We start from the raw sequence: 23321 nt of genomic DNA, 5'->3' as shown, positions 1-23321 counted from the left end.
GAAAAAAATCGGCAGACAAAAACACAGGAACATGGTCTTTTGTAAAAGTGCTTTCATAGGCGTAGCGTCAGCGCGGTTTATATTCAATCATAGGCCACACCATGCTACGTGGTCGCTCGCGAAGGGAAAAACATCGTCCCATTTTCTTATTCATATCTTTACGTTTTTGTGGTTCATTCATGGCTTTTGTCCTTCTGACCGCAAACCGTGCCGCGACATAGCAGCCACACGCCCTGATACCGTGACACAACGGTATAGCCGGGCGGCACCGCCCCAGGGTAGCTGATGACGAATCCGTTGGCCAAATTTGATGGCGGCGTTACCAGTGGAGGATGCGGCCTTATCGCCAGGTCTATGTCGGCTGTCACGCCGATACCTACCCATGCAGCGTTCGTAACATAGAGGGATGCCCCACGGGTTTGCATGAGCACGTCCCGCGCTATGGCGCTGATATGCGGGCGAAACCGATCGGTATACGCGGGAAAGGCCCATAGCGCGAAAAAATATTTGAGAAGGATGGCTGCCATCATCCACTTTACGGCCAAACGCCGTGTCTTTTCGGAATCAACGACCCACCCCGCCAATACCAGTGCCACTATTCCATAGAGCGGCATCAGGTAACGGATCCCACTTTGCGGCGATAGCCAATAGGGCAGGTAATTTACTCCCGCTATCCATAGAGCCGTCCGTACCTGCGGATCGTTCATACGGGAAATCGGATAACGGCGCAACATGGCATATAACACGACGCCTCCGACCGGAAGCAACTGCCCGAAAGTCTGCGCAGGAAAGACAAAAAACTGATGCAGGTAATCCAGCAATCCCTGCCCCTGCAATTTGCCGATGATGTCGTCGAACATTCCATGGGCCATGGTGCCACCGGCTGGGGCCATGGCATACCAGAGGACGGGGACCACCAACGCCAGAAGATGTATGGCCCAGGAAGGCCACGAAAACAAAAAACGCCAGCCGCGGGTTTGGTAGGTCACCACCAATACCGCCACACCGTAAAATACATAGACGGTCAGAGCCTTGGTAAGAAACGCACAAGACAACGCCAGCACGGCAATAGCGAAGAAGCCAACACGCCGCTCCATCACCGCAAGCCATCCAAAAAGCATGGCCGCCAAACAGAAAAAGGCGAACAGCGGGTCACTATACGCCAGCCAGCCATCGTAAAAGAGCACGTCCCCCAACGTGATATACACCAAGGCAGCGAAAGCAGCCAGCCTCCTCTCCTTCCAGATTCTTCCTGCGAACCATCCCACCAGCAGTCCGGAACCCACCGTCGCCAAAGCCGCGATCAATCGTGCTGCAACCAGCATGTGAGACCAGCCAATCCACATGGACACCATGGTGATGAGCCAATTATCCAAGGGCGGGCGCCAATAGTCCTGTCCGTACATGACCGGGGTGAGCAGATGGCCGTGATACCACATTTCATAGGACATGAGCGGATAAACCGCTTCTTCACCGGTATACTGGACGTTATGGAGGGTAAAGACGAAGCTAGCCGCGGCGAGTGCGAAAAGCAGCCAGTAGTTTCTGGTGTTCGTTGTGGTCATTCGATCCGGTACCCCAGGGTGGAAAGCATGTGCAACACCTGCTGAGTCGCTGGAGCCCCCTCTCGGCGGGACCTGGCATCAGCGCGGCATTCAATCGGTCGGAGCGGCCAAGGGCTGGTCTACGCCGGTATAGATCTGTCCAGCCAGATGCCCTTTGACAGACAACAGCAGCAATATCGTTACTTGCATGCACTTTCTTCCCGGCTCAGCGAACAGAATACGCCCATCATAAAGTGCGGACGCTTCGGTGTCATCGCGCCAGGGTGGCCAGAAAATTGCGGGCGATGATGCCGGCGTCAAAATGCCGGGCATATTCCGGCCCGGCGGCACCGAACTCCGCGCATAAATGCCGATCCGCCGCCAAGCGGAGGATAGCGTCCCGCCAACATGCCATGTTTCCGGCAGGCAATAACAAACCGCTCCGATCCGCCGCAAAGCTCTCGGGAATACCCCCCATGGCCGCACCCAGCACCGGTGTCGCGCAGGCCTGCGCCTCCAGACAGACGCGGCCAAAGGTATCCGGCTCGATGGAAGGCAAGGCAAGGACATCCATGACGCTGTACCAGGGCGTTGCCGGATCTTGCCAGCCCAGCAGATGATGCCAGGGCTTATCCTCCAGATACGCGCGCAACTCCGCTTCATGGGTGCCTCCCCCCAACCACAGCTCATGCACCCGTGCATCGGTGGCATGCGCGGCGTCAATGGCATCGGCAAGCATGAACACACCCTTGCCACGGTGCCAGGCGCCGACAAAGCCCACGAGAAAATCCTCATCCGTCAATCCCAAGGCGGCGCGCTGCCGCGTTCGCGCCGTGCAATCACGCTGGAAATCTGCCAGACGCAGGGGATTCGCCAATACTTCGACACGTTCTGCGGGCACGCCCTGCAGGATCAGCCGCTCTCGCAGATAGGCGGAGATCGCGAACAAGCGCAGAGGCCAACGCGAGAGCAGCCAGCGGGTACTGGGCTTGAGGCGTAGATCCATGTGCCGGAACAATGCCAGAGGCCGCCCCTCGCTGCGGCTGATCAGCGCCAGCGGCCAGTATTCCTTGCTGAAGCTGCCGATAACCCAGTCCGGCTGCACCATACGGATAGCCCGACGCAAGGCACGGATGCCGCCGGGATCGGCGCTATTGCGGAAGACTCCGAAATGCCTGGTCACCGGCGCGGTCTCCAGCGCCTGCGCGATCCGTCCTTGCGGATGCACCAGACAATGCACCTCCGCCCCCCGTTCGGCCAGGGCGCGACTCAGGGTGACCATATGCGTCTCCGTACCACCACCGCCGGGATTGGTGCCCACCCAGAGCAGACGCGGGGCGGCGGTCAATGGCGGTCCTCATGCCTGGTCAGCAATTGCAGGGGAAACACATGCGGCGCGTGGTGTCCGCCGACCATCACCCGCGGCAAGCCGAAGAGGTCTTCACCGGGCTGGGCGCGACCCCGCCGTACGGTCACCGCAGCGGCAAAGCCGGCGCGCCGGGCCGCCTCCCGCTCGCGCGGCCCCGCCGCACCGTAGGGATAACAGAACTGGGTCACCGGCACCGCCAAAAGCCCTTCCAACTCGCGCCTGGATCCTGCCACCTCGTCGTCCAACTCGGACTCACTCAATTCCGGCAAATGGGGATGATGGCGGCTGTGCGCCCCGACCTCCATCCCGGCATCCCGCCATCGGCATAATTCATTCATGTCCATCAATGGCTTATGTGTGCCGAGCTGCTGCGCATCCCAGTGATTGTCGGTACCGATGGCGGCACTCACCACGTAGCAGGTTGCCGTAAAACCATGGCGCTGCAACACCGGCATGGCATATTCGAGATTATCTCGATAGCCATCATCCAGAGTAATCACCGCCACCTTGCCCTCGCGCTCACCACGCAGATAGGGCAGCGCCGCAGACATGGACAAACCACGGTAACCCAACCAGTGCAGCAGCGCCATCTGCCGCGCGAAGCGCCGGGGCGAAACATAGAGGCCGCGCAACCTGACCCCTTGCGGGGCCACCGCTATGTTGTGGTACATCAGAATGGGAACCGGCTTCACGCGGGCGGATCGAGATGTACGGTATGGCGAACCACATAAGTCTTTTTATCCTGAGACTCATGATAGACGCGCACCAGCATCTCGCCGAGGATGCCGGTATTGAGGAATTGCAGCCCGGCGAGGAAAAACAGCACTCCCGCAATCAACATAGGGCGCCCGGAGATTTCCGCACCAAAACCGAATTTATCGATGAAAAGATACAGCAGCATGGCCGAACCGCTGCTCAGGAGGATCAATCCGATCACCCCGAAAAAATGCATGGGCCGCTGGCTGTAGCCCAGAAAAAATTTGACGAAGAGCAGATCCACCAGCACCCGGAAGGTACGGGTGATGCCATATTTGCTGTGCCCCGCCCGGCGCGGGTGGTGCCGTACCGGTACCTCGACGATGCGATCCGTATAAGTCAGGGTGGAAAGCCAGGCCGGGATAAAGCGATGCATTTCGCCATACAGGCGCACCCCCTTGATCACCGAGGCCCGATAGGCTTTGAGGGTACAGCCATAATCGTGCAGATAAACCCCCGTGAGGCGGCGGATCAGGTGATTGGCAATCCGCGACGGCATTCTGCGCAACAACAGGCCATCCTGCCGATTTTTCCGCCAGCCGGCCACCACGTCCAGATTCTCGTCCAGCAGACGCCGCGCCAGAGGCAGGATATCTTCGGGATCATTTTGCAGATCCCCATCCAGGGTCACGATCACCTCGCCCAGGGCGGCGTCGATCCCCGCCTGCATCGCCGCCGTCTGCCCAAAATTCCGCTGCAGGTGGATGACCTTGAAACGTGGGCCGCGCGCCTCCGCCTCCCGGTCCAGCGCGGCGGCACTCCCGTCCCGACTGCCATCATCGACGATGATCACTTCGGCGTCGGTGTCTCCCAGGGCGTTGCTGAGGGCCGTACAAAGCGGCGAGACATTGTCGATCTCGTTGTAGAGCGGGATCACGACGGAAACCAGGGCCATTTATCGGTCCCAGTGCCGGAGCAAAGCGCGGGTGGCGGCCGCAGGGTCCTGCGCTTCGAGAATGCCGGAGAGTACCGCCACACCCCGTGCACCTGCCGCCAGCGCCTCCGGCACCCGTGCTGCCGTCATTCCGCCGAGCGCAATGAGGGGTAGAGAGGACTCAGCAGCCATCGCCGCGAAAGCCCCGGGTCCCAACGCCTCCGTATCCGGATGGCTGGAAGTGGGGAAAATCGGCGAGAGAAAGGCATAACGCGCGCCCAGACGCGCCGCCCGTTGCAAGCCCGCAGCGTCATGACAGGACACCCCGAATGTCTCATCGGGTTTTACGCCCACGTCCGACTGCGCCTGGGTCAGGTGACGGCCGGTCCTTGGCCAGCCGGGCAGGGGGTCGGGATGATTGAGGTAGACCTGCACACCCCCCGCCAACGCCCCGACGCATAGTGCCGCCAGCACGTCAGCGCTGGGGCCATCAGGCACCGCTTTGCAGCGCAACACCAGCCAGCGCAATCCGGCATCAAGGGCCGCTTCCAGTGCGCGCCGGAAATCGGGCAGAGGCAACCTTCCCGGATCCGCAATCAGACAGAGGGGCGGCTGGGGCAGAGCCTCCGCCAACACGTCCGCAATCAGACGGAGGCTCGCGGGGAGGCACTCCAGCGCTGGGATCTCCCAGGGAAATAGCCAGCGTACTTCCTGTCCCTCGCGACCATGGGCCGTGCCCGTCCAGTGCCGCACCCGGTAGAAATGCACCCGCACCGTCCGTTCCGGATAGGTATATTCGAGCACCCGGAAGGGTTCCGGCGCGGTTACCGTAATCCCCAGTTCTTCCCAGAGCTCCCGGACCAGCGCCTGTTCCGGCGTTTCGCCCGGATCGACTTTACCGCCGGGAAACTCCCAGAAGCCCGGCCAGGGCTTGCCCTCCGGGCGCAGTGCAACCAGCAGGCGCCCGGAGGCGTCTTCAATGATTCCGGTTGCGACGGGAACGGTAGGCATCAGCTACGGTAATCGGCGTTGATACGTACATAGTCATAGGACAAGTCGCAGGTCCAGATTTGCGCTTCGGCGGCACCCCTGCCCAGATCCACCCGCACCGGGATCTCCTCCTGCACCATTACCGCCTGACCAGCCGCCTCGCTGTAACCGGGGTCGCGGGCACCATCCCGCACGATGCGCGTAGCGCCCAGCCAGACCTGCACACCCGCCACATCCAGGTCCTCGATGCCGGCTGAACCAATGGCCGCCAGCAAGCGCCCCCAGTTCGGGTCAGAAGCAAAGAACGCGGTCTTGATCAAGGGGCTATGGGCCATGCGGTAAGCCACCCGCAAGCACTCCGCCTCATCATATCCGCCCGAAATACGGATCGGAATGAACTTGGTCGCCCCCTCACCGTCGCGCACAACCGCCTGTGCCAGCCATTGTGCGACGAGGGTGATGGCGTCTCTCAGTTTCCCGTAGCGGGGGTCCGTCGCCTTCGTAACGGGCGGTAGCGCCGCCCGTCCCGTCGCCATCAGGACGCAGGCATCGTTGGTGGAGGTATCGCCGTCCACTGTGATGCGGTTGAAGGACTGCGCCATGGCCTCTTGCAGGCACTGCTGCAAGGCCGCCCCATGCAGCGGGGCATCGGTGGCGATGTAGGCCAGCATCGTCGCCATATCGGGGCGAATCATCCCCGACCCTTTGGCCATGCCGGTCACCGTGATCGTAACGCCGTCCATCTCGATCTGCCGGGAACAGCACTTGGCGACGGTGTCGGTGGTCATGATCGCCGCCGCAGCAGCCTCCCATTGGTCCTCGGCGAGTCCGACAACACAGGCCGGCAAGACTGCGGCGATTTTTTCCGCCAGCGCCACAGGCTCACCGATCACCCCGGTGGAGAAGGGCAGCACCGCTCCGGGCGCACAGCCCAACTGTTCGGCCACTTCCCGGCAACTCGCCTCCGCCGCCCGCAAACCAGCCACACCCGTACCGGCATTGGCATTGCCCGTATTGATCACCAGCGCCCGCACGCCGGGCCCTTCCGCCAGATGATGCCGTGCCACCAGTACGGGCGCGGCACAAAAGCGGTTGCGGGTAAAAACGGCCGCCACCTGGGACCCCTCGGCGAGATGAATCAGGGTCAGATCACGACGACCCACATAACGAATACCCGCCTCCGCCACGCTCAGGCGAACCCCGGCTACGGGCAGGATATTCCGGGGAGGATCAAGACCGACGGCCATACGCTATCCTTATTGCAGGCGCCCGTGACAATGCTTGTACTTTTTGCCGGAACCACAAGGGCATGGCTGATTCCGTCCCACCTTGTCGTCACTGATTGCGGGGCTGTGACCGGCCTCCTGTTCACCAATGACGCCCAACCCCGCCAGTGCGAGGCCGGCATCCTCGGCAAGCGGTGCCGCCGCCGCAAAATCCGGATGGGAAAACTGCAAATGCTGAGGCTGGGCAGCACGGGCTATGGCATCCCAATCCAGCGGCTCTGCCGGAGCCGGACTCACATGCAGGCGCGAGAGGGCGCTGACCACTTCTTCGCGCAACTGGTCCAGCATGGCGTTGAACATGATCAGAGACTCCCGCTTGTACTCCTGTTTGGGATTCTTCTGAGCATATCCACGCAGGTGAATGCCTTCACGGAGATGATCCATGCTCGCCAGATGGTCCTTCCACTGGCTGTCCAGGACCTGCAGCAGGATGGACTTTTCGAAGTGGCGGGTCATCTCGCTGCCCATGAGAGACTCTTTGGCCGCGTAAGCGGACAACGCCATCTCCATGATCCGCTCCCGTAGCACCGCGTGAGTGAGGCCTTTATCCTCCTCCAGCCATTGCCCGACCGGGACCTGCAGGCCAAAAATCCGCTCCAGTGCCGCTTCCAGGCCTGGCAGATCCCAGCGCTCCTCCATAACACCTTCCGGCGCCGTCGCGGCCAGCACCGCGTCCAGAACATCCTCGCGCAACGCCCTGATCTCCGCACCAACGTCATCGGCATCCATGAAGGAGTTGCGCTGCTGATAGATGATCCGGCGCTGTTCATTGGCCACGTCGTCGTATTCCAGCAATTGTTTGCGGATATCGAAGTTGCGGCTTTCCACCTTGCGCTGGGCATTCTCGATGGACTTGGTCACCCACGGATGCTCGATCGCCTCCCCCTCCTTCATGCCCAGCTTCTGCATCAGGCCACTCAGACGGTCGCTGCCGAAAATGCGCATCAGGGGGTCATCCAGGGAAAGGTAGAAACGGGTGGTGCCGGGGTCGCCCTGGCGGCCGGACCGCCCGCGCAACTGGTTGTCTATCCGCCGCGATTCATGACGTTCGGTACCGATGATATGCAATCCGCCCGCCGCTATCGCCGCGTCATGCAACCCCTGCCAACCGCTCTTGAGAGACTCGATCCGCCGGGTTCTTTCCTCCTCTTCCAGTTCCGGATTGGCCAGCACCATATCTACCTGATGGCCGACATTGCCGCCCAGCACGATGTCGGTACCCCGTCCCGCCATGTTGGTGGCGATGGTCACCGCCCCCGGTGTGCCCGCCTGGGCAATGATCTCCGCCTCGCGCTGATGTTGTTTGGCGTTCAGCACTTCATGGGAGATCCGCGCCTGCTTGAGCAGATGAGACAGAAACTCGTTGTGTTCGATAGAGGTGGTACCCACCAGCACCGGCTGCCCGCGCTGTTGACAGTCGCGGATATCTTCCACTATCGCTTTCCATTTCTCCTGACTGGTCCGGTAGATAAGATCGGCGAAATCCGTCCGACACACCGGCCTGTGAGTCGGTATGATCACCACTTCCAGGCCGTAAATCTGATTCAGTTCAAATGCTTCCGTGTCAGCGGTCCCGGTCATGCCCGACAGCTTTTCGTACATGCGGAAATAATTCTGAAAGGTGATGGAGGCCAGGGTCTGGTTCTCATTCTGGACCGCCACCCCTTCCTTGGCCTCCACCGCCTGATGCAGGCCGTCAGACCAGCGCCGCCCGGACATCATGCGTCCGGTGAATTCGTCGACGATACAGACCTCTCCGTCGCGAACGATATAATCCGTCTCCCGCCGGTAGATCACATGGGCCCGCAACGCCTGGTTGAGGTGATGGACCAGGGTGACGTTGGCCAGATCGTAGAGGTCGCCGTCCACCAGCAGACCGCTCTCCGCCATCAGGCGTTCCGCCTTTTCGATCCCCTCCTCCGTAAGCAGGACCTGCCGGGCCTTTTCATCGACCGTATAGTCCTCATCGACGACAAAACTCCCGACGAGTTTGTCCACCCGGTAGTACAGATCGGTATTTTCTTCCGTGGGGCCACTGATGATGAGCGGAGTGCGCGCCTCGTCGATCAGGATGGAATCCACTTCGTCGATGATGGCGTAGTGCAGGCCGCGCTGTACCCGATCGGCCGGAGAAAACGCCATGTTATCCCGCAGATAATCGAAACCGAACTCGTTATTGGTGCCGTAGGTGATGTCGGCCGCATAGGCGGCGCGGCGCTCCTCACTGGACATATCCGAGATGATGGTACCCACGCTCAGGCCCAGAAACTGGTGAATCTTGCCGACCCACTGAGCATCGCGGCTGGCCAGATAGTCATTGACGGTCACCACATGCACACCCTTACCCTGCAGGGCGTTGAGGTAGGCCGGCAAGGTCGCAACGAGGGTCTTGCCCTCACCAGTGCGCATCTCCGCGATTTTGCCCTCATGGAGCATGTAGCCACCGATGATCTGCACATCGTACTGGCGCATGCCCATTACCCGCCGGCTCACCTCACGCACCACGGCGAATGCCTCCGGCAACAGGGCATCGAGGGATTCACCACGGACCAACCGTTCCCGGAAAAACGCGGTCTGTGCAGCAAGGGTCGCATCATCCATGGCTTTGAGGCGGTCTTCCAGGGCGTTGACCTGCGCCACAATGGTACGGGCCTTCTTGATCAGTCGGTCATTGCGGCTGCCGACGACATGGCGGATGATAGTTCCAAACATGATGAGTATACGAACCTAGTAAAAAATATCGAGCAGGGTAGCATGAAAGCCTATGGGTGATAAACGGTGGCGCGCCTGGCGCACCATGACGCAAGATTCTTCAGGACCCATCGCGGAGGTCTGCCGCCACGGCACACTGTTGCGCGAGCGCCAGTTCGACTGGAACGGATTACTCGCGCTGGAAGCACAGGGCCAGACCTGGCTGGTGGACTGGTCCGGGGGGGTGCTGAGCGTACTTTGTCAGAGCCCGGTATGGATTTCCTGGCTGCGAAGAAATGAAAAAATCATACTGAAACGATGGAATAGCCGTTTCCCGGAAACGTCGGCGAGGCAGATCGTCGCCACAGTCCGGCCCTGGTCATACCGGCTGCCGCAGTCGGCAGGAGTTCAGCCGACGCCTCAGATTTCGGCAGAGGCACCCGCGGCACTGCGGGCCGTGGCCGGGCAGGTGCCCCAGGCCGTCGCCGCCGCACTGCAGCGCCTGGCCAACACCATGGACCGTCTTCAGGCGGAGGCCGTCACCAAGGTGTCGGCAAAGGAAAACGGCGCACGCCGCTCGGCGTAATCCACGAACTCCCAGGCGTCCTGACGGAGAAGCAGCGCCCGCAGCAGACTGTTGTTGAGGGCGTGTCCGGCCTTGTGTCCGGAAAAATGGCCGACCAGCGGGTGCCCGAGCAGGTATAGATCACCTATGGAATCCAGCACCTTATGGCGCACGAACTCATTGGTGTAGCGCAGCCCCTCTTCGTTGAGCACACGGTAGTCGTCGACCACGATAGCGTTGTCCAGATTGCCGCCGAGGGCCAGGCCCATCCGCCGCAACGCCTCGACTTCGCGCATGAAGCCGAAGGTTCGCGCACGGGCCACCTCCTTGAGGTAAGAAGTGCGAGCGAAGTCCACCGTCACCTCCTGACCGCCGTTTTTCATCACCGGATGGTCGAAATCGATGGCAAAACTCACCTTGAAGCCTTCGAATGGCTCCAGTTGTACCCAGCGGTCACCATCTTCCGCCTTGAGCGGTTTGGTGATGCGGATGAATCGCTTCGAGGCATTCTGCTCTTCAATCCCCGCACACTGGATGAGGAATACGAAGGGCGCAGCGCTACCGTCCATGATGGGCACTTCGGGTCCGTCGAGATCCACATAGGCATTGTCGATGCCAAGACCCGCCAAGGCCGACATCAGGTGTTCAACGGTACCAACCCGGATATGGCCATCGCCGATATTGGTGGAAAGGCGGGTATCCACCACATGGAGCGGATCCGCTTTGATCCAGGCGCCGCCCTCGATATCGCTGCGGTGGAATACGATCCCGGTATTTACAGGTGCCGGGCGCAGGCCGATGTAGACCTTCTTGCCGCTATGCAAACCGATCCCTGTGCCCCAGATCATGTTCTTAAGTGTACGCTGACGCATCATAGCCTTCTTCCGCGACCTGAGGGATCGCCCTCCCACTGAATAAGTATCTCTACTTTACAACTTTTGTTGTCTCTATACAACTAACCGACTGGTCAGGCAGTTTACAGGGGCTGGTCAGTCTTGACAATATTCCATTGACATTTGTTAACACATGCCATAGAAGCTTTTTCCCGCCGGCCGCCACGCTAATCACCCAAAGGCACGTCCGGTTATGTATAATTGCTGGATGCGCGATCGCTCAACGGCCGTCGCATAGTAACCAGGCTTCTCGGAAACAAGGACACAGATCATGGCCACCCCCAGCAGCAAAAAAACCCTCATGACGCTCTACTCCAGCAACGATTGTGTCTTCGCGCACCGTGTGCGTTTCGTGCTGGAAGAGAAAGCTATGGAATATCAAACCATCGACGTCGATCTCGGCAACCGGCCCGAAGACCTTGCGGAACTCAATCCCTACAACCAGGTGCCGACCTTGGTGGATCGCGATCTTGCCATTCACGAATCGGTCCTGATCATGGAGTACCTAGACGAGCGGTTCCCCCATCCGCCACTGATTCCGGTAGACCCCATATCCCGCGCCAAGGTGCGCCTGGGTCTCCTGCGCTTCGACCGTGACTGGTTTGCGCCGCTCTTTCAGCCCGGCTACGGTGCCGAGCAGGTCAAAACCGCCAAGGAGCAGATTCGCAGCACCCTCGCCGGGCTGAACAGCATCTTCAGCCAGCAGCGTTACCTCTTTGGTGATGACCTTTCGGTGCTTGACTGTGCTATCGCCCCCCTCCTGTGGCGCATGCCGGTACTGGACATCTCTCTGCCTGCCGCAGCCCGCGCCACTCAGAATTATATGGATCGCATCTTCAGCATGGAAAGCTTCAAACGCAGCCTGACGCCTGCCGAGAAGGCCATGCGCTGACATGAACATCGATCTCGGCCATTTCCAGAGTCTGCCCGAGGGACTCTTTGCACGCTGTGCCCGCGCTCCCGGCGGGACCATCGCCCTGCAACGACTGGGCGATGCTTTTCGGCCGATGACCGCAGCAGCCTTCGTCGGACATGTACGGGCACGGGCACGGGGACTTCTGCACCTGGGGGTGCGCCGGGGCGAGCGGGTCATTCTGATGGCCCCCAACTCCGTGGACTGGGCCATCATGGATTTTGCCATTCTCAGCGTTGGCGCCATTACCGTCCCTCTCTACCCGACATTCAGCCCGCGCGAGATTCACTTTGTGCTGGGTGACAGCGGCGCCGGGTTGATGCTGCTGGAAGGCGCCGGGGAGTGGCAACGACTGGGGGGCGAGGGGGGCTGGGGCGTGGCCGACGACCGTATCCTGCTGCGCGATACGACGGCCGCGCAGAACGCCGGCCTGCGCCATTGGGCATCGCTGGAGGACGAGGGAGCAACCGTACCGAATAGCGGGCTGGAAGAACGTCTGGCGGGCTTGCAGCGCCAGCAAACCGCCACCATCGTCTACACTTCCGGGACGACGGGTTGGCCCAAGGGCGTTATGCTCAGTCACGGCAACATCCTCAGTAACGTCGAAGGCTTTCTGCCGCTGGTACCGTTGCATGCTGGACAACGCCTGCTTTCCATACTGCCCCTGTCTCATGTCTTTGAACGCGGTACCGGGCATTTCGGCGCCTACCTGCTGGGCCTGGAAGTAGCCTACGCGGAGCGCCCGGACACCGTGCTCCGCGACATGGCCACGTCGCATCCGGATATAGTGGTCGCCGTGCCGCGCGTTTTTCAACTACTCTATGGCCGGGTACGACGAGGTATCGAAGACCGGCCGGGCCTGCTCGGACGTTTTCTGCGCCGGGGGGCGGGGCTCGATCCGCAGGGACGTCCGGCGAAGCGCTGGCAACGTTCCCTTACCCGCCGCCTGCTGATCCGCAGCCTCCGCAGAAAACTGGGCGGGCACCTGCGCTTCTTCGTCTCCGGCGGCGCGCCGCTGGACGCCGGGATCACCCGCTTCTTCATGGACCTGGGATTGCCCATTGTGGAAGGGTACGGCATGACCGAAGCGAGTCCGGTGATCGCCGCCAATCCACTGGAAGCCATTCATCCGGGAACCGTGGGGCGATTCCTGCCCAATCTCGAGGGGCGCATGGCCGCAGATGGCGAAATCCTGGTGCGCGGCCCGTCCGTCATGCTGGGCTACTGGAACAACGAGAGTGCGACGGGCGAGGCACTGGTAGACGGCTGGTTGCACACCGGCGACGTGGGCAGTCTGGACCCGGACGGTTACCTGCGAATCAGCGACCGCAAGAAAGACCTGATCGTCAACTCCGCCGGCGAGAATATCCCCCCGCAAAAAATCGAGATGCGGCTGATGGCACAAGCGCTGATCGAACAGGCCATCGTCTTCGGTGACCGAATGCCCTATCTTGTGGCGCTCATCTTTCCCAATCAGGAAGTCCTCAAGGCGCGTGTCGGTGACCACGCGGACGAAGCCGCCATCCGCAATGCCATCCATAAGGCCATCACGACCGCCCTCGCCGATCTGCCCTCCCATGAACAGGTGAAGCGTTTCGCCCTGCTGCCGGAAGCACTGAGTGAAAGCAATGGCGAACTGACGCCCACCCTCAAAGTGAAACGGCGCGTCGTCGCCGAGCGTTACGCCGCTCTGCTGACGCAAATGGACAGCGGCAAGGGCTGATCACCATGCGCCTCGAACCACCTGCCGCGCTGACACCCGTTCTCACGGCTCTGCAGCGGGCCGGGGCAGAAGTCCTGGTGGTGGGCGGCACGCCGCGGGATGCACTGCTGGGCATGGCCACCCACGACTGGGATCTGGAAATTTACGGGTTGAGCGAGGCACGCCTGAGCGAGTGTCTGCTGCCTTTTGGCGCTCATCGGGTAGGCGGCCGCTGCGCGGTGTGGGTGGTAGCGGGTGCGGAGATTGCCCTGCCCCAGGCCCAAGGCGGGCGTATCGACCCCCACCTGCCCTGGGAGATCGCCGCACAGCGGCGAGATTTTTCGGTCAACGCCCTGGTCTGGGACTGGCGGACGCAGCGTCTGCTGGACCACTTTGGCGGGGTGGACGACCTCCACGCCCGGCGGCTGCGCGCGGTGTCGGCGAATAGTTTCGGCGAGGATCCCCTGCGCGTTTTCCGCGCCGCCCGACTGGCGGGGCAGCTCGGATTTTCCATTGAAGCCCAGACTGCCGCCCTCTGCCGCCAACTGGCGCCCCGCCTCCAGCAGGTCCCCGGGGAACGTCTGCGCAAGGAGTGGGAGGCGCTGCTTCTGCGCGGCCAGCACTTGATCCGGGCATGGGATAGTCTTGCCCTTACCGGAGCGGTCACCCGATTCCCCGAACTTCAAGCCTTGCAGGCCGTACCTCAGCGTCCCGATGCCCATCCGGAAGGCGACGTATGGATACATACGGGGCGAGTACTGGCTGCTGCCGGCCAACTACGCAGGGGCGACCGGTCGCGCGATATCATCCTCATGCTCGGCGCCCTGCTGCACGATCTCGGCAAAGCCAGCACCACCCGGCGCGATCCTCAGGGTCGCTGGCGCGCCTTCGGGCATGAACGAGCACGCACCGCCGCCGAGTCTTTTCTCGGCCGCTATTTTCCGGGCACACACCTCAGCCACCAGATACTGCCGGTCATTCGCTGGCACGGCGCTCCCTACGCCCTGTACCGCGATGGCGCCGGGCGTGCCGCCTATGCCCACCTTGCGCTGCAGGTTCCTGACCTTTCCTTACTGCTCGATGTCGCCGCGGCGGATGCGCGCGGGGCAGGCAGGGAGCACCCACCGGCCATAGACACCGCCCGCAGGCTCTGGCAGGAGATGAATGCCTGGCCCCGTCTGCCGAAACCATTGCTGAAGGGGCCTGACCTGATGGCACTGGGACTCGCCCCCGGACCGCAGTTGGGCAAGGCGCTGGCCCTTGCCCACGAACTACAGATCGTGGGTGCTTGCCATGACCGCGAGCGCCTGATGGCGGAACTGCGCCGACGTCTGCCCGAGCTCAGTCTCCGAGGCGACCGTGTTTATGGACTGCGGTCGCGTTCCCCCAATGGCTGACGTCCGGCACCTGCACTCCCACCCACCAGTACGACGCAACACTGTCCTGCCCATGGCCACCGACGAGGCTTTGCCCTGGCGCCAGATAGACATGCTCCACCAGATTCCGGGCCTCCTCACGGCTCCGGAAAACGGACCACGCGACCACCCGTTCCATCGGTGCCGTTGATGGCACTTCCCTTGATTCGTCGAGAAAACTATCGTTGATCATGTCATTTCGCTCCTTTCCACAGACCCGCACTGAACGGCGTCCTGCCGCGACCTACACCGGCGCACCCCAGCGTAATGAAGTATAGTGCGGTAATCCGGCTCCACGTTTTTCTTCTGACAAGAGGGTTCAAAACGCGTATGATCCGCGACGGAGTGGGCCAGACGACCGCCGCGGAGCAATCCGGGGAGGAAAGTCCGGGCTCCACAGGGCAAGGCGCCGGCTAACGGCCGGGAGGCGTGAGCCTACGGAAAGTGCCACAGAAAATATACCGCCAAAGCGCGTAAGCGCCGGTAAGGGTGAAAAGGTGCGGTAAGAGCGCACCGCATTTCCGGCGACGGAAATGGCAGGGAAAACCCCGCCTGGAGCAAGACCAAATAGGCGTGCGATACCGTGGCCCGCGGTGCATGCGGGTAGGTTGCTGGAGCCTGCGCGTAAGTTCAGGCCTAGAGGAATGGTCGTCCACGACAGAACCCGGCTTATCGGCCCACTCCAATTTTTACCACATGCCGCGCGCCATCCCCACAGTGCCCGTGGCACCATTGAAAACGCCAATTAAAATAAGCCTGATAGAGTGTGTTCCGCAAATGGTGCCCACGCATTCCCTACCTTGGGGAGTCCTCCCTGCCCTATATTTTGCGCCATATAATCCGACAATTGCGGAAACCCCTTCAAGTGCTTTGTTTACTCTTTATAAACACGCTCTAACATGCCGTAATTATTCGCGTTTTTTCCTTGACAGCGGGCGGCCTTCCCTCTAATCTTCAAAGTGTGGGGCAAAGTGGGTTGAAGTGGAAGATTTTGGAGGAAGCATACAGACATGTTTAGGGGAACCCATCGGCACAGTCTGGACAGCAAAGGACGCATGAGTGTCCCGGCACGCTTCCGCGACTGGCTCAGCGCCCACTGCGATGGTCAACTGGTCGTCACCATTGACGCCCAGAGCCAGAAAGGAGAACGCTGCCTGGTGGCCTACCCCTTGCCCACCTGGGAAAAGGTGGAACGCCGTATCGCAGAACTCCCCAGCAACAACCCCGCAGCCCGGCAGTTCCAGCGTCTTTTTGTGGGACAATCCGAAGAACTTCGCCTGGACGCCCAGGCCCGTATCCTGCTCTCTCCCAACTTGCGCAAATTTGCGGAACTCGACAAGGAACTGGTACTGGTCGGTCAGATCGACAAGTTTGAAATCTGGGATGCCGCACGCTGGGATGCCTGCCAGGAAATCTGGCTGTCCGGTGCGGATGGTTTTGCCAGCTTGGGGGATCTGATCCTGTGAGGAGCGCAAATGATCCGGATGCAACCCATGTTGCCGTGCTTCTGGCAGAAACCATCGTCGCCCTGCGTCCCGCGCTCCATACTGGCGCCACCGTACGCTGCGTCGATGCCACCGGTGGTCGGGGCGGCCATAGCGCGGCGCTGCTGGCGGAACTCGGCGCGGCGGACACTCTACTCATCCTTGACCGCGACCCGAGCGCCATCGCCGCATTGCGCGCGCGCTTCGCGCAGGATTCCCGGGTATATATCCGCCAGGCGCGCTTCAGCCAGTTGGCCGAAGTGCTTGCTGCGCTGGAGTGGGAGCAAGTGGACGCCATCCTCGCTGATCTCGGCGTGTCCTCTCCGCAATTGGATGAGGCAGCGCGCGGCTTCAGTTTCCTGCGCGATGGCCCCCTCGATATGCGTATGGACCCGGGGGCAGACAGGAGTGCGGCAGAGTGGCTGGCGACTGCGACGGAAGCAGATATGACGCGGGTATTGCGCGAGTACGGCGAAGAACGTTTTGCTCGCCCCATCGCCCGCGCCATCCTGCGCGCCCGGGAACAGGCGCCCATTACCAGAACCCTGCAACTGGCGGAGCTGATCGCCCAGGTACTGCCCCGGCACGAAACCGGACAGCATCCGGCGACCCGCAGTTTTCAGGGCATCCGCATTTTCATCAACCGCGAACTGGAAGAACTGGAGGCCTTTCTTCCTCAGGCCATGAATGCGTTACGCGCCGGGGGCCGGCTGGCGGTCATCAGCTTTCACTCCCTGGAAGACCGTCTGGTGAAACGTTTTTTCCGCGCCGACGATTATCGTATCAGTGCTGATATCCCTCTGCGCGCCAGCGAACTTCCGCCCCTGCCATGGCATCCGGCAGGCAAGGCGCTGCGTGCCGGTCCCCAGGAAACTCACGACAACCCCCGCTCCCGCTCTGCTGTACTGCGGGTTGCCGAAAGGAGTGAACGTCATGCGGCGTAGCACCATCATTCTCGCCCTGCTGATTACCGCCTCGCTATTCGGCATCGTCGCGGCGCGGCAAAATACCCGTAGCCAGTTCATTGCGTTACAGGAGGCCCAGGCCAGACATTTTGCCCTGGACAACCGCTGGGGTCAGCTGGAGCTGGAGCAGGCGACGCTCGCCTCCAATGCCCGTGTAGGCGATATCGCCCGCCAGAAGCTTGGGCTTTCTGCCCCCAAAAGCAATCAGATCATCATGGTCAGAACACGATGACCCAGCCCGGCGCGCCACTCCTCCCGCTCCCAACCGTCATGCTCCCCGCATGGCGGGCTACGGCGTTGTGGGTGACCGTCGCGCTGGGTCTGGCAGCGGTGATGGCGGAAGCCTGGCAGGCACAGGTGGAGCGCGGCCCATTTCTGCGCAGCCAGGGTGCCCAGCGTTATCTGCGACACTTTGCCCTGCCGGCGCAGCGCGGTGCTGTTCTGGATCGTTCCGGCAAACCACTGGCGCTGTCCGTCCCGGTACAAACCCTCTGGGTAGATCCCCGGTTGTTTAACGCCCAGCGGGCGCAGTGGCCACAGATTGCATCCCTGCTGGGGGTCGGCGCAGCGACCCTCGCCACCCGAATCCATAGCGGCGGCAGCCGGTTCGCCTTCCTCGCCCGGCAGATCGCTCCGGAACGTGCCGCTGCCATTCTCGCCCTGCATGTACCTGGCTTATATAACTTCAACGAAAATCGGCGTTACTATCCGTCCGGCAGCATCGCCGCGCCGTTGCTCGGCTTCACCAATGTGGACGGGCGCGGCATCGAAGGGCTGGAACTGGCATACGATCAGTGGCTGCGGGGGAAGGCGGGGGAAGAAACCGGGCTGCGCGACAATCTGGGGCATCCCCTGGCGATCCTGGGCACAGCCCGGCCGGCACAGCCCGGTCAAACGCTGACCCTGAGTATCGACCGCAATATCCAGTATGTGGCTTACACGGCTCTCGCCTCGGCCGTTCAGCGTTTTCAGGCACGCTCTGGAGCGGCGGTGCTCATGAATGTACGCACGGGCGAAATCCTGGCCATGGCCAGCTATCCCTCGTTCAACCCCAATGATCGTGGGGACTTTCAGCCCAGCCTCTATAACAACCGGGCTGTCGCCGACACGTTGGAACCCGGCTCGGTGATGAAGCCCTTCACCATCGCTGCTGCGCTGGATGATGGCAGCATCCAGGCCGATTCCACGTTTGATGTGGACACCAACTGCTTCCGGGTGGCCCATTATTGTATTCAGGATGATGTCCGCCACGGCACTCTCGACCTCGCGCAGGTGCTCAAGTATTCCAGCAACATTGGGGCAGCGAAGATTTCCCTGCGCACGCCACCTGCCGATCTCTACCGGATGCTGCGCAATGCCGGTTTCGGACAGGTGAGCGGCTTGGGCCTGCCCGGGGAGGCGGGCGGTACCGTTCCCGCCTGGCAGGGTTGGGACGTTGCGCGACGCGCGGCCATGGCTTATGGTTACGGCCTCTCGGTCACGCCTTTGCAACTCGCGGCGGCGTACGGCGCCATCGCCAACAACGGGGTCTACGTCCAGCCCACCCTGCTGCGCAATACCCCCTCGCACAGTCAGCAAATCATGCCGGCCGCCACCGCAGCACGTCTGCGCGACTGGCTCACGGGGGTGACCGGCCGGGGCGGCACCGGCTTTCTCGCCGCGATTCCCGGCTATTCGGTGGCCGGGAAAACGGGTACCTCCATCATGGCGAATGGCAAGGGCGGCTTTCATAAGCATCAGGTGAATACCACCTTTGTCGGCTTCGCTCCCGCACGCAATCCGCAATTTGTCATGGCGGTAGTGGTGCGTGGACCAACTCGGGGATGGCGTTATGGTGGCGTGGTCGCCGCGCCGGTATTTCGGGTAACCATGGGCACCGCGCTGCACCAAATGGGCGTACAGCCCGATGTCGGGGCCGAGGGCTGGAACGCCGCCGCAGGGAAAGCCATGACGGCGGAACAGGAGCGGCGCTGGGCCGAGGGGGCTGGTGATGCCGCACACTGAGATGCTTGCCCGCCTGCTGCCAACCGCTCCTGCCGCCCTGGCGGGAATTGCCCTGCAGGGGATTGAAACCGATACTCGTCGCCTGCGACCCGGCATGCTCTATGTCGGGCTGAACACCCGTCATGGCGATGGGCAGCAATTTTTGCAACAGGCGTGGGCGGCGGGTGCGGCCGCTGCCCTGTTGGAGAGCAGTGACGAGCACGTGCATGGCGAACAGGGTCATCCCGTCTGGCAAAGTCCGCAGGCACGAGCCCTGCTCGGCATGGCTCTGCGCCGCTGGTACCGCTGGGACGAGGGTCAGGCGCCCGTCATCGTTGGCGTGACCGGCACCAACGGCAAGAGCAGCGTGACCCGCCTCATTGCCGAGCTCGCCCCGCAGCCGGCCATGATCATCGGCACCCTCGGCTATGGCCGCGTCGATGCGCTGATCTCCCACGCCAACACCACACCAGACCCGGTCCCTTTGTGGCAGACCATGGCCACCCTGCGCGATCAGGGCGCCAAGGTCATCGCCATGGAAGTCTCCTCCCATGCCCTCGCCCTGGAACGGGTGGCAGCAGTACCCTTTGCCGCCGCCGTATTCACCAATCTCAGTCGGGACCACCTCGATTTTCACGGGGATATGCTGCGCTACGGTGCCAGCAAAACCCGTCTCTTCCAGACCCCAGGCCTCCGCCTGGCCGTATTGAACGGTGATGATGCATTCACCGGGCAGATCGCTGCTGCCGTGGCGCCGGAAGTCCGGCAGCTACGCTTCGGGGTGGGGAGTGTAGACTACCAGGCGGTCGCGTTGCACCCTGGCGCCAGCGGTACCCTGCTCGACCTGCGGACCCCTGCAGGTTCGCGGCGCATACGCAGCCCCCTGATCGGTAACAGCAATGTTCAGAATCTGCTGGCCGCGCTGGCGACCGCCGAAGCTATGGGCTGGCCGGTCAGCGATGCAGCCATTGCTGGACTCGACCTGCCGGAAGGTCGTTATCAGCGTCTGGCTCCGGTCCCCGGCAAGGCGCAGGTGATGATCGACTATGCCCATACCCCCGACGCGCTGCAGCGAGTGCTGACCGACCTGCGCGAAGTCGCCAAAGGCGCCGTGACTGTGGTCTTTGGCTGCGGCGGTGACCGGGATCGTGGCAAACGACCGGAAATGGGACGGATAGCCGAACGCCTTGCCGACCACGTCATTCTCACCGACGACAACCCGCGCAGCGAAGCGCCCGAGGCTATCGCCAACGACATCCTGGGCGGTATGGAACAGCCCGGTCGGGCTATGGTGATTCATGACCGCGCGGCGGCCATCCGGGCCGCCATCACCGCATCGCAGGCGGGGGATTGGGTGCTCATCGCCGGTAAGGGACACGAGCGCACCCAGGAGATCATGGGACAGCGCCAACCCGTTCCGCGGGACCGCGACGTCGCCACGGAGGTACTGCGCGTATGATCCGCTATTCGCTGAAGGAAATAGCTGATATTACCGGCGGCGCGCTGTTGCCCGGCAGCGATGGCAGCCAGATGATTCAGGGTGTCACTACGGACAGCCGTGAGGTGCTGAGCGGACAACTTTTCGTGGCCTTGCGCGGCACGCGGTGCAATGGCGCGGACTTCGTACCCGGTGCCATCGCACAGGGTGCCGGAGGCGCGCTGGTGGATATCCCGGTGGCGGCACCGGGTGTCCTGGTGAGGGATACCCTGGTCGCGTTGCAGACACTGGCCGCCCACTGGCGGCGGCGTTTCAGCTTGCCGCTGCTGGCAGTGACCGGCTCCTGCGGCAAAACTACGGTCAAAGAGGTACTCACCGCCATCCTTAACCAGTCCGGCCCGGTACTCGCCACTCGCGGCAATCAGAACAATCATGTCGGCGTGCCTCTGACGCTGGCCAGGCTCGGTCCCGAGCATCGCTACGCGGTGCTGGAAATGGGCATGAATCATCCCGGCGAACTCGCCCTCCTCAGCGGGCTGGCGCGGCCTACCCTGGCCCTGATCAACAATGCAGCCCCCGCGCATCTGGAAGGCCTCGGCAGCGTTGCCGCCATTGCCGCGGCCAAAGGCGAAATTCTCTCCGGTCTCGATAACCGCGGTCTCACCATCCTCAATGGCGACGATTCCTTCGCGGATTTCTGGGCGGAACGGGCGCCGGGCGAAGTCTGGCGCTTCAGTTTGGAACATCGCCCGACGCGGGTGCGCGGACACTGGCGCGCCCACGAACAGGGTGGCGGACATCTGGAGGTGCGCGCTCCGCAAGGGCAATTCACCCTGGAGATTCCCTTGCCCGGTCAACACAACGGCCGCAATGTCCTGGCGGCCACGACCGCGGCACTGGCGCTCGACATTCCCATTCCGCAGATTCAACGGGCGGTGGCCGGACTGCAAACCATTCCCGGACGTCTGCAGTGGCACTCCGGTCCGCACGGTAGCCGGATGCTGGATGACACCTACAACGCCAACCCCGCATCCCTGGAGGCTGCCCTGCGTGTGCTCGCCGCACAGCCGGGTCAACGCATTCTGGTTTTAGGCGACATGGGTGAACTGGGTCCCGAGGCCGCACTCTACCATCACCAGGCGGGGTTGCTGGCCCGCCAGCTCGGCGTTGAACGGCTTTACGCCTTGGGGCCTTTGGCGCAGGAAGCAGCCAATGCCTTCGGGACCAACGCCGAGGCATTCTCCGAATTACCTCCTCTGCTGGCCGCGATACGCCGTCGCCTGGATGAAGAAACGGTGGTGCTGATCAAAGGCTCCCGCGCCGCCCGAATGGAGCGTGTCGTGCAAGCCCTCGGCGGGGGGGATGCCTGATGCTTTACGCCCTCTTCATGCAGCTCGGCAGCCTCTATCACGGCTTTTACGTTTTTCAGTATCTGACCCTGCGCGGCGTGCTCGCCACCCTCACCGCGCTGGTCCTTTCGCTGTTCATCGGCCCCTTCTTCATCGCCCGCCTGCGCCGCTACAAAATCGGTCAGATGGTTCGCAATGACGGTCCCGAAACCCATTTGATCAAGCAGGGTACGCCGACCATGGGCGGCGCGCTGATCCTGCTGGTGGTCATTTTGACAACTCTGCTCTGGTCGGATCTGGGCAACCCGCTGGTCTGGGTGGCGGTGCTCACCACCCTGGCCTTTGGGGCCATCGGTTTCGTCGACGACTGGCGCAAGCTGCGGCGCCAGAACAGCAAGGGGCTCTCGGCGCGGGCCAAATACGGCTTACAGTCGCTGGTGGCCTTTGCCGCGGGGGGGGTGCTCTATGCCCTGGCCAGCAATCCCGTGGAGACCAGCCTCATTCTGCCTTTTATACCGCATGTGTTGATCCCGATGGGTGCCGGCTTCATCGTCTTCAGTTATTTCGTGATTGTCGGCACCTCCAATGCGGTGAACCTGACCGACGGTCTGGACGGCCTGGCCATCGTCCCGACGGTCATGGTCGCCGGCGCACTGGGCGTATTTGCCTACGTTTCGGGCAACGCCGTCTTTGCCCGCTACCTAGACGTACCCTGGGTGCCGGGTTCCGGCCAGATGCTGATATTCTGCGGGGCACTGGTGGGTGCGGGGCTGGGTTTTCTATGGTTCAACACCTATCCGGCTGATGTTTTCATGGGCGATACCGGCGCTCTCGCGCTGGGTGCGGCACTGGCCATCGTCGCCATCGTCGCCCGTCAGGAACTGGTGCTATTCATCATGGGCGGCGTGTTCGTGGTAGAAACCTTGTCCGTCATCATTCAGGTAGCCTCCTTCCGGCTCACCGGCAAACGGGTCTTTCGCATGGCGCCCCTGCATCATCATTTTGAAAAAAAAGGCTGGCCCGAACCCCGGGTGGCGGTCCGTTTCTGGATCATCACCGTGATTCTGGTCCTCGTTGGCCTTTCCAGTCTGAAGATCCGCTGAC

The 23321-nt window shown here is 62.0% G+C and carries 20 protein-coding genes and 1 other RNA gene; 12 read left to right on the top strand and 9 right to left on the bottom strand.

Features of this window, described 5'->3' with window-relative positions:
• Positions 1-173: 173 nt before the first annotated feature.
• The 7 genes from F6A13_RS01445 to secA all read right to left on the bottom strand — a co-directional run bounded on the left by F6A13_RS01445 (position 174) and on the right by secA (position 9531).
• Complete coding sequence (locus F6A13_RS01445) at positions 174-1565, bottom strand: ArnT family glycosyltransferase (protein ID WP_126604566.1); 1392 nt, start codon at positions 1563-1565, stop codon at positions 174-176.
• 250 nt (positions 1566-1815) lie between these two features.
• Entirely contained in the window at positions 1816-2892 is a 1077-nt protein-coding gene (locus F6A13_RS01440) for a glycosyltransferase family 4 protein (RefSeq protein ID WP_126604567.1), read from the bottom strand.
• A complete protein-coding gene (locus tag F6A13_RS01435) occupies positions 2889-3584 on the bottom strand; it encodes a polysaccharide deacetylase family protein (RefSeq protein WP_225981901.1) in 696 nt (231 codons plus the stop codon). The genes F6A13_RS01440 and F6A13_RS01435 overlap by 4 nt, the downstream gene beginning before the upstream one ends.
• 17 nt (positions 3585-3601) lie before the next feature.
• On the bottom strand, positions 3602-4564 hold the full coding sequence (locus F6A13_RS01430; protein ID WP_126604569.1) for a glycosyltransferase family 2 protein: 963 nt from the start codon (positions 4562-4564) through the stop codon (positions 3602-3604).
• Complete coding sequence (locus F6A13_RS01425) at positions 4565-5554, bottom strand: Nudix family hydrolase (RefSeq protein WP_126604570.1); 990 nt, start codon at positions 5552-5554, stop codon at positions 4565-4567.
• Positions 5554-6780, bottom strand: coding sequence for a bifunctional glutamate N-acetyltransferase/amino-acid acetyltransferase ArgJ (argJ, locus tag F6A13_RS01420; protein ID WP_126604571.1), 1227 nt, complete (start codon positions 6778-6780; stop codon positions 5554-5556). Before argJ ends, F6A13_RS01425 begins: the two co-directional genes overlap by 1 nt.
• Positions 6781-6789: 9 nt before the next feature.
• On the bottom strand, positions 6790-9531 hold the full coding sequence (gene secA / locus F6A13_RS01415; protein WP_126604572.1) for a preprotein translocase subunit SecA: 2742 nt from the start codon (positions 9529-9531) through the stop codon (positions 6790-6792).
• Positions 9532-9583: 52 nt separating this feature from the next.
• On the opposite strand from secA, the gene F6A13_RS01410 reads away from it, so the two are divergent.
• A complete protein-coding gene (locus tag F6A13_RS01410) occupies positions 9584-10096 on the top strand; it encodes a DciA family protein (protein ID WP_126604573.1) in 513 nt (170 codons plus the stop codon).
• Here the strand turns inward: F6A13_RS01410 and lpxC are convergent.
• On the bottom strand, positions 10036-10950 hold the full coding sequence (lpxC, locus tag F6A13_RS01405; RefSeq protein ID WP_113526288.1) for a UDP-3-O-acyl-N-acetylglucosamine deacetylase: 915 nt from the start codon (positions 10948-10950) through the stop codon (positions 10036-10038). The two genes, F6A13_RS01410 and lpxC, sit on opposite strands and share 61 nt — an antisense overlap.
• Before the next feature lie 289 nt (positions 10951-11239).
• Between lpxC and F6A13_RS01400 the strand changes: the two genes are divergently transcribed.
• Genes F6A13_RS01400 through F6A13_RS01390 form a run of 3 tightly spaced genes read left to right on the top strand, consistent with a single transcriptional unit; the run spans position 11240 to position 14980 of the window.
• Positions 11240-11860: a glutathione S-transferase N-terminal domain-containing protein gene (locus F6A13_RS01400; RefSeq protein WP_113526287.1), complete on the top strand. Its 621-nt coding sequence runs from the start codon at positions 11240-11242 to the stop codon at positions 11858-11860.
• Between the two features lies 1 nt (position 11861).
• On the top strand, positions 11862-13604 hold the full coding sequence (locus F6A13_RS01395) for an AMP-dependent synthetase/ligase (RefSeq protein ID WP_126604574.1): 1743 nt from the start codon (positions 11862-11864) through the stop codon (positions 13602-13604).
• Positions 13605-13609: 5 nt separating this feature from the next.
• The gene (locus F6A13_RS01390; protein WP_126604575.1) at positions 13610-14980 is read left to right on the top strand and encodes an HD domain-containing protein; all 1371 of its coding nucleotides are present in this window, start codon (positions 13610-13612) and stop codon (positions 14978-14980) included.
• Here F6A13_RS01390 and F6A13_RS01385 read toward each other — a convergent pair.
• The gene (locus F6A13_RS01385; RefSeq protein ID WP_113526284.1) at positions 14925-15191 is read right to left on the bottom strand and encodes a hypothetical protein; all 267 of its coding nucleotides are present in this window, start codon (positions 15189-15191) and stop codon (positions 14925-14927) included. The genes F6A13_RS01390 and F6A13_RS01385 overlap by 56 nt on opposite strands.
• A gap of 149 nt (positions 15192-15340) precedes the next feature.
• Here F6A13_RS01385 and rnpB point away from each other — a divergent pair.
• The 8 genes from rnpB (at position 15341) to mraY (ending at position 23320) form a co-directional block, all read left to right on the top strand.
• Positions 15341-15686: RNase P RNA component class A (gene rnpB, locus F6A13_RS01380), an RNA gene on the top strand.
• A 322-nt stretch (positions 15687-16008) separates the two neighbouring features.
• Complete coding sequence (mraZ, locus tag F6A13_RS01375; RefSeq protein ID WP_113526283.1) at positions 16009-16464, top strand: division/cell wall cluster transcriptional repressor MraZ; 456 nt, start codon at positions 16009-16011, stop codon at positions 16462-16464.
• Positions 16461-17426: a 16S rRNA (cytosine(1402)-N(4))-methyltransferase RsmH gene (gene rsmH / locus F6A13_RS01370; RefSeq protein WP_113526282.1), complete on the top strand. Its 966-nt coding sequence runs from the start codon at positions 16461-16463 to the stop codon at positions 17424-17426. The genes mraZ and rsmH overlap by 4 nt, the downstream gene beginning before the upstream one ends.
• Complete coding sequence (gene ftsL, locus F6A13_RS01365) at positions 17416-17679, top strand: cell division protein FtsL (RefSeq protein WP_113526281.1); 264 nt, start codon at positions 17416-17418, stop codon at positions 17677-17679. The genes rsmH and ftsL overlap by 11 nt, the downstream gene beginning before the upstream one ends.
• The gene (locus F6A13_RS01360; protein WP_126604576.1) at positions 17676-19451 is read left to right on the top strand and encodes a peptidoglycan D,D-transpeptidase FtsI family protein; all 1776 of its coding nucleotides are present in this window, start codon (positions 17676-17678) and stop codon (positions 19449-19451) included. Before ftsL ends, F6A13_RS01360 begins: the two co-directional genes overlap by 4 nt.
• Positions 19438-20889: a UDP-N-acetylmuramoyl-L-alanyl-D-glutamate--2,6-diaminopimelate ligase gene (locus F6A13_RS01355; protein WP_126604577.1), complete on the top strand. Its 1452-nt coding sequence runs from the start codon at positions 19438-19440 to the stop codon at positions 20887-20889. Before F6A13_RS01360 ends, F6A13_RS01355 begins: the two co-directional genes overlap by 14 nt.
• Positions 20886-22238, top strand: coding sequence for a UDP-N-acetylmuramoyl-tripeptide--D-alanyl-D-alanine ligase (locus F6A13_RS01350; RefSeq protein ID WP_113526278.1), 1353 nt, complete (start codon positions 20886-20888; stop codon positions 22236-22238). The genes F6A13_RS01355 and F6A13_RS01350 overlap by 4 nt, the downstream gene beginning before the upstream one ends.
• Positions 22238-23320, top strand: coding sequence for a phospho-N-acetylmuramoyl-pentapeptide-transferase (gene mraY / locus F6A13_RS01345; protein WP_113526277.1), 1083 nt, complete (start codon positions 22238-22240; stop codon positions 23318-23320). Before F6A13_RS01350 ends, mraY begins: the two co-directional genes overlap by 1 nt.
• Position 23321 lies beyond the last annotated feature (1 nt).

It is taken from the genome of Acidithiobacillus sp. 'AMD consortium', from assembly GCF_008926505.1.
Taxonomy (GTDB): domain Bacteria; phylum Pseudomonadota; class Gammaproteobacteria; order Acidithiobacillales; family Acidithiobacillaceae; genus Acidithiobacillus; species Acidithiobacillus ferridurans.
This window is presented reverse-complemented; position numbering and strand designations above follow the sequence as displayed.

Coding starts and splice junctions, on each gene's coding strand:
- F6A13_RS01445 (WP_126604566.1), bottom strand. CDS start 1,565: ATGACCACAACGAACACCAGAAACTACTGGCTGCTTTTCGCACTCGCC.
- F6A13_RS01435 (WP_225981901.1), bottom strand. CDS start 3,584: ATGTACCACAACATAGCGGTGGCCCCGCAAGGGGTCAGGTTGCGCGGC.
- F6A13_RS01430 (WP_126604569.1), bottom strand. CDS start 4,564: ATGGCCCTGGTTTCCGTCGTGATCCCGCTCTACAACGAGATCGACAAT.
- F6A13_RS01425 (WP_126604570.1), bottom strand. CDS start 5,554: ATGCCTACCGTTCCCGTCGCAACCGGAATCATTGAAGACGCCTCCGGG.
- argJ (WP_126604571.1), bottom strand. CDS start 6,780: ATGGCCGTCGGTCTTGATCCTCCCCGGAATATCCTGCCCGTAGCCGGG.
- secA (WP_126604572.1), bottom strand. CDS start 9,531: ATGTTTGGAACTATCATCCGCCATGTCGTCGGCAGCCGCAATGACCGA.
- F6A13_RS01410 (WP_126604573.1), top strand. CDS start 9,584: ATGGGTGATAAACGGTGGCGCGCCTGGCGCACCATGACGCAAGATTCT.
- lpxC (WP_113526288.1), bottom strand. CDS start 10,950: ATGATGCGTCAGCGTACACTTAAGAACATGATCTGGGGCACAGGGATC.
- F6A13_RS01400 (WP_113526287.1), top strand. CDS start 11,240: ATGGCCACCCCCAGCAGCAAAAAAACCCTCATGACGCTCTACTCCAGC.
- F6A13_RS01395 (WP_126604574.1), top strand. CDS start 11,862: ATGAACATCGATCTCGGCCATTTCCAGAGTCTGCCCGAGGGACTCTTT.
- F6A13_RS01390 (WP_126604575.1), top strand. CDS start 13,610: ATGCGCCTCGAACCACCTGCCGCGCTGACACCCGTTCTCACGGCTCTG.
- F6A13_RS01385 (WP_113526284.1), bottom strand. CDS start 15,191: ATGATCAACGATAGTTTTCTCGACGAATCAAGGGAAGTGCCATCAACG.
- mraZ (WP_113526283.1), top strand. CDS start 16,009: ATGTTTAGGGGAACCCATCGGCACAGTCTGGACAGCAAAGGACGCATG.
- ftsL (WP_113526281.1), top strand. CDS start 17,416: ATGCGGCGTAGCACCATCATTCTCGCCCTGCTGATTACCGCCTCGCTA.
- F6A13_RS01360 (WP_126604576.1), top strand. CDS start 17,676: ATGACCCAGCCCGGCGCGCCACTCCTCCCGCTCCCAACCGTCATGCTC.
- F6A13_RS01355 (WP_126604577.1), top strand. CDS start 19,438: ATGCCGCACACTGAGATGCTTGCCCGCCTGCTGCCAACCGCTCCTGCC.
- F6A13_RS01350 (WP_113526278.1), top strand. CDS start 20,886: ATGATCCGCTATTCGCTGAAGGAAATAGCTGATATTACCGGCGGCGCG.
- mraY (WP_113526277.1), top strand. CDS start 22,238: ATGCTTTACGCCCTCTTCATGCAGCTCGGCAGCCTCTATCACGGCTTT.